Annotated in this window: 9 protein-coding genes; 5 read left to right on the forward strand and 4 right to left on the reverse strand. The window is 34.8% G+C overall.

The window, feature by feature from the left end:
- Positions 1 to 796: YdaU family protein (locus tag PVV59_RS09175; protein WP_273755799.1), on the reverse strand; the 796-nt coding region annotated here is incomplete at its 3' end.
- Complete coding sequence (locus PVV59_RS09180) at positions 789 to 932, reverse strand: hypothetical protein (protein WP_273721947.1); 144 nt, start codon at positions 930 to 932, stop codon at positions 789 to 791. The genes PVV59_RS09175 and PVV59_RS09180, both read right to left, overlap by 8 nt.
- 69 nt (positions 933 to 1001) lie before the next feature.
- Between PVV59_RS09180 and PVV59_RS09185 the strand changes: the two genes are divergently transcribed.
- On the forward strand, positions 1002 to 1598 hold the full coding sequence (locus PVV59_RS09185; protein WP_273721936.1) for a hypothetical protein: 597 nt from the start codon (positions 1002 to 1004) through the stop codon (positions 1596 to 1598).
- Between the two features lie 72 nt (positions 1599 to 1670).
- Here PVV59_RS09185 and PVV59_RS09190 read toward each other — a convergent pair whose 3' ends face one another.
- Both PVV59_RS09190 and PVV59_RS09195 read right to left on the reverse strand, forming a co-directional pair.
- Positions 1671 to 2009 carry a hypothetical protein gene (locus tag PVV59_RS09190; protein ID WP_273721938.1) on the reverse strand — a complete coding sequence of 113 codons (339 nt, stop codon included), beginning with the start codon at positions 2007 to 2009 and terminating at the stop codon, positions 1671 to 1673.
- Positions 2010 to 2011: 2 nt separating this feature from the next.
- Entirely contained in the window at positions 2012 to 2377 is a 366-nt protein-coding gene (locus PVV59_RS09195; protein WP_273755800.1) for a hypothetical protein, read from the reverse strand.
- 84 nt (positions 2378 to 2461) lie between these two features.
- On the opposite strand from PVV59_RS09195, the gene PVV59_RS09200 reads away from it, so the two are divergent.
- The 4 genes from PVV59_RS09200 to PVV59_RS09215 all read left to right on the forward strand — a co-directional run bounded on the left by PVV59_RS09200 (position 2462) and on the right by PVV59_RS09215 (position 4769).
- A complete protein-coding gene (locus PVV59_RS09200; RefSeq protein WP_273755801.1) occupies positions 2462 to 2800 on the forward strand; it encodes a helix-turn-helix transcriptional regulator in 339 nt (112 codons plus the stop codon).
- A gap of 238 nt (positions 2801 to 3038) precedes the next feature.
- Positions 3039 to 3413, forward strand: coding sequence for a hypothetical protein (locus PVV59_RS09205; RefSeq protein ID WP_273755802.1), 375 nt, complete (start codon positions 3039 to 3041; stop codon positions 3411 to 3413).
- A gap of 57 nt (positions 3414 to 3470) precedes the next feature.
- Positions 3471 to 4214, forward strand: a complete 744-nt coding sequence (locus PVV59_RS09210; protein WP_273721945.1) for an antA/AntB antirepressor family protein — start codon at positions 3471 to 3473, stop codon at positions 4212 to 4214.
- Positions 4215 to 4226: 12 nt separating this feature from the next.
- Complete coding sequence (locus tag PVV59_RS09215; protein WP_273755803.1) at positions 4227 to 4769, forward strand: hypothetical protein; 543 nt, start codon at positions 4227 to 4229, stop codon at positions 4767 to 4769.
- Positions 4770 to 4899: the final 130 nt, after the last annotated feature.

A 4899-nucleotide genomic window follows, 5' to 3' on the forward strand; every position in this document is an offset into this window, starting at 1 on the left:
TTTTACCTGGGTTTGCTATCCAGTAATTTGTGAACCGTTCGGTTTCTAACAGCGCCTCATCATGCGTTAATCCTTGATCGATTGCGTATTGCAAATTAGGTTCAAAATCCGCAGGCAATCGACAACCGCGATTAGCTTGCGCTCGTTTTGCTTTTTTGGGAACGTTCTCTTGCTCGTGAATTGGAGGTTGGTTGTCTGATGATGTTGTGATTTGCTCTGATGTGGTCTCAACAGCAGCAACCTCTGTTGGCTCGTCAACCAAATCGTTTGTTTCTAAACTTTCAGAATTAATTTCTTTTTTTGCTAAAACGATAGTTTTAGTTTTTTTATATATATTCTTATTCTGGTTCTTTATAGCTTGATTTTGCTTAGCGTTTGCTTCAGCAAAAAAACCGTTTTGCTTGTCATTTGCTTCAGCAAAATTATTAACATGTTGTTTTGTATTATTTTTTGCTTTTGCACCTTTTTTACCAGCTTCACTACGAACTTGCGATATGTGCTCTTTTTTATCAGCAAAATCATTCAGCTCTTCTTCAACGCGCGCATTCCACAATCCATTATCTGTCTCAACAAGTTTATTATTTCTCATGAGATATTCGACAATAGCTGCAAATTTTTTCTGCGAACAATTGCAAGCACGTGCAAGCGTTTCAAAATCTTCTTTAATTGGTGCTTTTTTATCGTACATGCGAACGAGAAGCGTCATATAAGCACCCCTTTGCTCTAACGTCATTCCGTCTGTACCACTTATCCAGTCATACAAATGGAATCTTATCCATGGCATACCATTAGACATGCGCGCCCCCTTCTTTCTTTAAATATAAAATTGCCAAAGCATCTGCTTCGTTGTCATCTTCAGGCGCATGCCCTTTGGAACATATCGCCCAGCCTGTCTTAGCACCTAGATCAAGATAGAGAATCGTGTTAGTCATTTGCTATTCCATTAAAAATTATTTTTACAAAGCCGTTCAACGGTAATTATTTTCGAAATGGGGGGAAAAATGCCTCAAGTAGTGTCTAAATTGTTTTCTATTTCTTCTGTTCTTATTAATTTTGCACATACAATTTTTTCAATTTACACTAAGTACAAAGAACAGGAAGAACGAAAACTAGGACCAAAATTGGAACTTAAATCTATTTCTCAACCAAGAAGTGATAGTGTTATTCCATCAAAGAAACGAGAATTTAAGATACTCGCAGAATCATTGGTTCATTTACACGTAACCTTCTATAATCCTACAAAACAAATGATTAGATTGAATTATATATGGATAGATAAAAAAAGTCCCTTTGAATTTGCTCATGTTTCATATCCTAAATCCGGCCTAGAACTGCATAAACAAAAAGAAAATATTTTCATTAAAACGCAAAAAAAACACGTCAACTTGATAACCCCTAAACTCAACCCAATCCAAAATGAATGGTATAATTTATTTAGTATTGAGAGTGAAAGCGAACTGACATTTTTACTCATTTTTAAAATGCATAACCCATCTGAAATACAACCCATTAATATCATTGTAGAACACACTTCTCCAAATTATCCGACCAAAACACTTAAACCTCATTTTTATCTTGGTTCCTTTTGTGATGACTAATATTCCAATTTCATTGGAACTAAAAATAATCAAATTCACTACTTTCTCTTATAAGCGTTTTTCTATCTTATCTCATTGCACTAAATGCGCAGATTGTGTGTATTTCTGTAAACTATCTATGAAATGTTTTTTGAAACCGTGCGCATTACTATATGCCTTTATAGACAATGATGGTCCTAAAGCACTTTTAGCTATTAAATTATCATTTTCATCAAGAGAAAAATCCCAATCAGAATCGCTAAAAACAATTGTGCTGCCATCTGGAAAATGCATTTCTTTTGTTGAATCTTCTAAAATATGAAAAGTATAAGATAAGTTTTGTATTTTTTTACGAAAGACATAAAAGCCAGAAAAAAACATGATTACATTGACTATAAAAAACACAATCATCGTCGCCCAACTGGAATCCATCTTTATTTCCTTTCTTCATATTGAGGTTGTACCATCTTATTTTGTTCACACGGCTTTTCACTCAAACTGAAACCGTTGACAAAAGAAGGCGTTGAGAGCGTTGCTTTTTCTTCTTTCATCAAATCTTGCAAACGCTTAGGATAGAAAAAATCTTCAGGTCGCAAATCAATGTTGTGTTTATGAGCATAGTTTAAAAGCATCACTTGATATTTAGCCGGAATAATTCCACCCTTACCTTCGCGTTTTTCAAGAGAATACGCCCATTTTCTAACCACAATAACATTGCGATTAATGATATTTGCAACCTTATGATGTCCACCAAGATATGTAATTATAAGCTTTGCTGTTTCTGTATATGTATTTATCATAGCCAATAAAATACGATATAAGAAATATTTAGTCAATACGATAAACGTATTTTTATGTTTTTTAATATTGTAAGGTTTTTAAAAATGATAAATAACTCGAGTATGGTTAAACAAAGAGAGCTAAAAATTTGGATAAAGCAAGAACTCGATAAAATGGGCCGTGGCAGCCAAGCAAAACTCGCAGCCCATCTTGGAGTACGCAGACCAGCTATATCTAATATTGTCAATCTTGACCCTAATAAAGAAATGAGAGACGTTAAAGCTGATGAGCTTGTTAAAATTATGGAGTTTTTTAAGGATTCTTCACCTGTCTCCGGATTTTGTTCTGATGATTTTCTTTATTTGTATTCTCAAGCAAATGATTCTGAAAAAAAAATTGTCGAGGATCTTTTAAAATCTTTGCTTGCAGCACGAAATCTATAAAAGCTATTTTTTCACTTTCTGTTAATTTATTTAACATTACAGATAGTTGTTCATTTCTTTCACGGTCCAACATAAATTCCCCATTTAAATTTTAAGATAATAAATAATCATGTGGATTATCAATATAAAAAATACGTTTATCGTAATTTTTTATATTGACATTTAATTACGATAAACGTATCTTATTTTTATAAACCACAAACCAGCAATTGCCAAGAGGCGTTAGGGAGGAGAAATTATGGAAAAGCCAATTCTTATTAATTCTGATGAAATTTTATTAGTTACCTACGATGATGATCAAAACATTGCAGAGTCTGGACCGCTTGATGCAAGCCAAATTCTAAGCATTGTTGATGAGGGAGATGATGCCATCCAAATCTTTCGTATAAATCCTTCTGAAAAGAGTTGTGAAGACATTTCTGAACAGATTGCAGAAGCATATGTAAAAGAAAATATCGACCATCTCTATGAGGAGAGGGAAGTTCATTACTTTATACGTGAAAGTGATATCTACAATGAAATTTTAGAAGAGATCGCAGAAGAAAAATATGAAGATGAAATGTACGGTACTTATGAACAACAGCACCGTTTGCGTCCTTGTGATGTGCTTTAAAATTCTGAAGGGCGTTTAAAAAGCGCCCCCCTTTAATCCCCTAAAATGAGGTTTGTAATGGAAAAGCTTATTGCCATTCAGCACAACACAATTAAAAACGAAACTGTTCAAACAGTAAATGCACGTGATCTGCATGCTTTTTTAGAAGTAAAAGCCCGCTTTAATGATTGGATTGTTAACCGTATTAAAGAATGTAATTTTCGAGAAAATCAAGACTTTATAAGTTTTACTAAAAATTTAGTAAAACCCCAAGGTGGGCGCCCAAGCGTAGAATACTACCTCACATTAGATATGGCTAAGCACCTTTCGATGATAGAGCGTAATGACAAAGGGCATGAAGCCAGAGAGTATTTTATAGAATGTGAACGGCGTGCAAAGCAAGCAGTAACACCACAAATCGATTATTCAAGTCCAAAAGCTATGATTGGATTTTTGAATTATTTGCAAGGTCAAATAGATCAAAAAGACACCATCATTGAAGATTTAACACCAAAAGCCATGGCACTTGAAAGTTTACAGCGTCATAATGGGCTCTTTGGTCTTACAGAAGCCGCGAAAATCCTCGAAATGCAACCAAAACAATTCATTCAATTCTTACAGCAAAAAGGTTGGGTTTATAGACGTGCAGCAGGTGGAAATTTACTCCCTTATCAAGACAAAATCCAAAAGCAACTTATGGACTGTCCAACTATCACACTTCAAACCGCCTGCGGAATAGAAAAAGTCATTCCTTGCGCAAAAATCACAGCAAAAGGAATTGGTGTGCTGTCTCAAGAACTTAAAAGACAAAGCATGCATTAAGAGGCTGTCACTATGGAAAAGAAATACGAACTGACTGATGAAATAGATGAAATTTATTTGCGTAAGGTTTATCGCATTCGCGCATTACGAGACTTTAGAAATGTTAAAAAAGGTGACCTAGGCGGCTTTGTAGAAAAAGAAGAAAACCTGAGTCATGAAGGAGACTGTTGGATTTGGTATAAAGCTAAAGTTAGTCATGATGCTAAGGTTTTTGGTAATGCACAGATATTTGAAAGAGCAATAATTACAGATAATGCGTGTGTTTACGACAATGCCAAGGTTTGTGGAGAGGCTAGTGTTGAATATAATGCGCAGATTTTTGACAATGCACTGATTTACGACAAAGCTCGAGTTTTTGGTTTTGTTTATGGCAATGCCCGTGTTTATGGCAAGGCTGTTATATGTGATAACGCACGCATTTTTGGAGATATTAGAATTCTAGACGACGCATATATTTCCAATCAAGTAAATATTTCTGGTAATTTTGAAATTCGTGGAAAAACTCTAATGGTTCCTAGAAGTGAACACTTAGTGGACTACGTAGGACGTTTCTAACCAAACCAAACAACTTTTAACACATGCGTGATTCACGCCACGGGGGAATTGCGCTTTAAATGGAGGAAATCAAGATGAGTGAAATAAGTACCACACAAACGGAATTAGTGGAAAAAAGAAACGATTGCGA

This window comes from Bartonella sp. MM73XJBT.G (assembly GCF_028618435.1).
In the GTDB taxonomy this organism is placed as follows: domain Bacteria; phylum Pseudomonadota; class Alphaproteobacteria; order Rhizobiales; family Rhizobiaceae; genus Bartonella.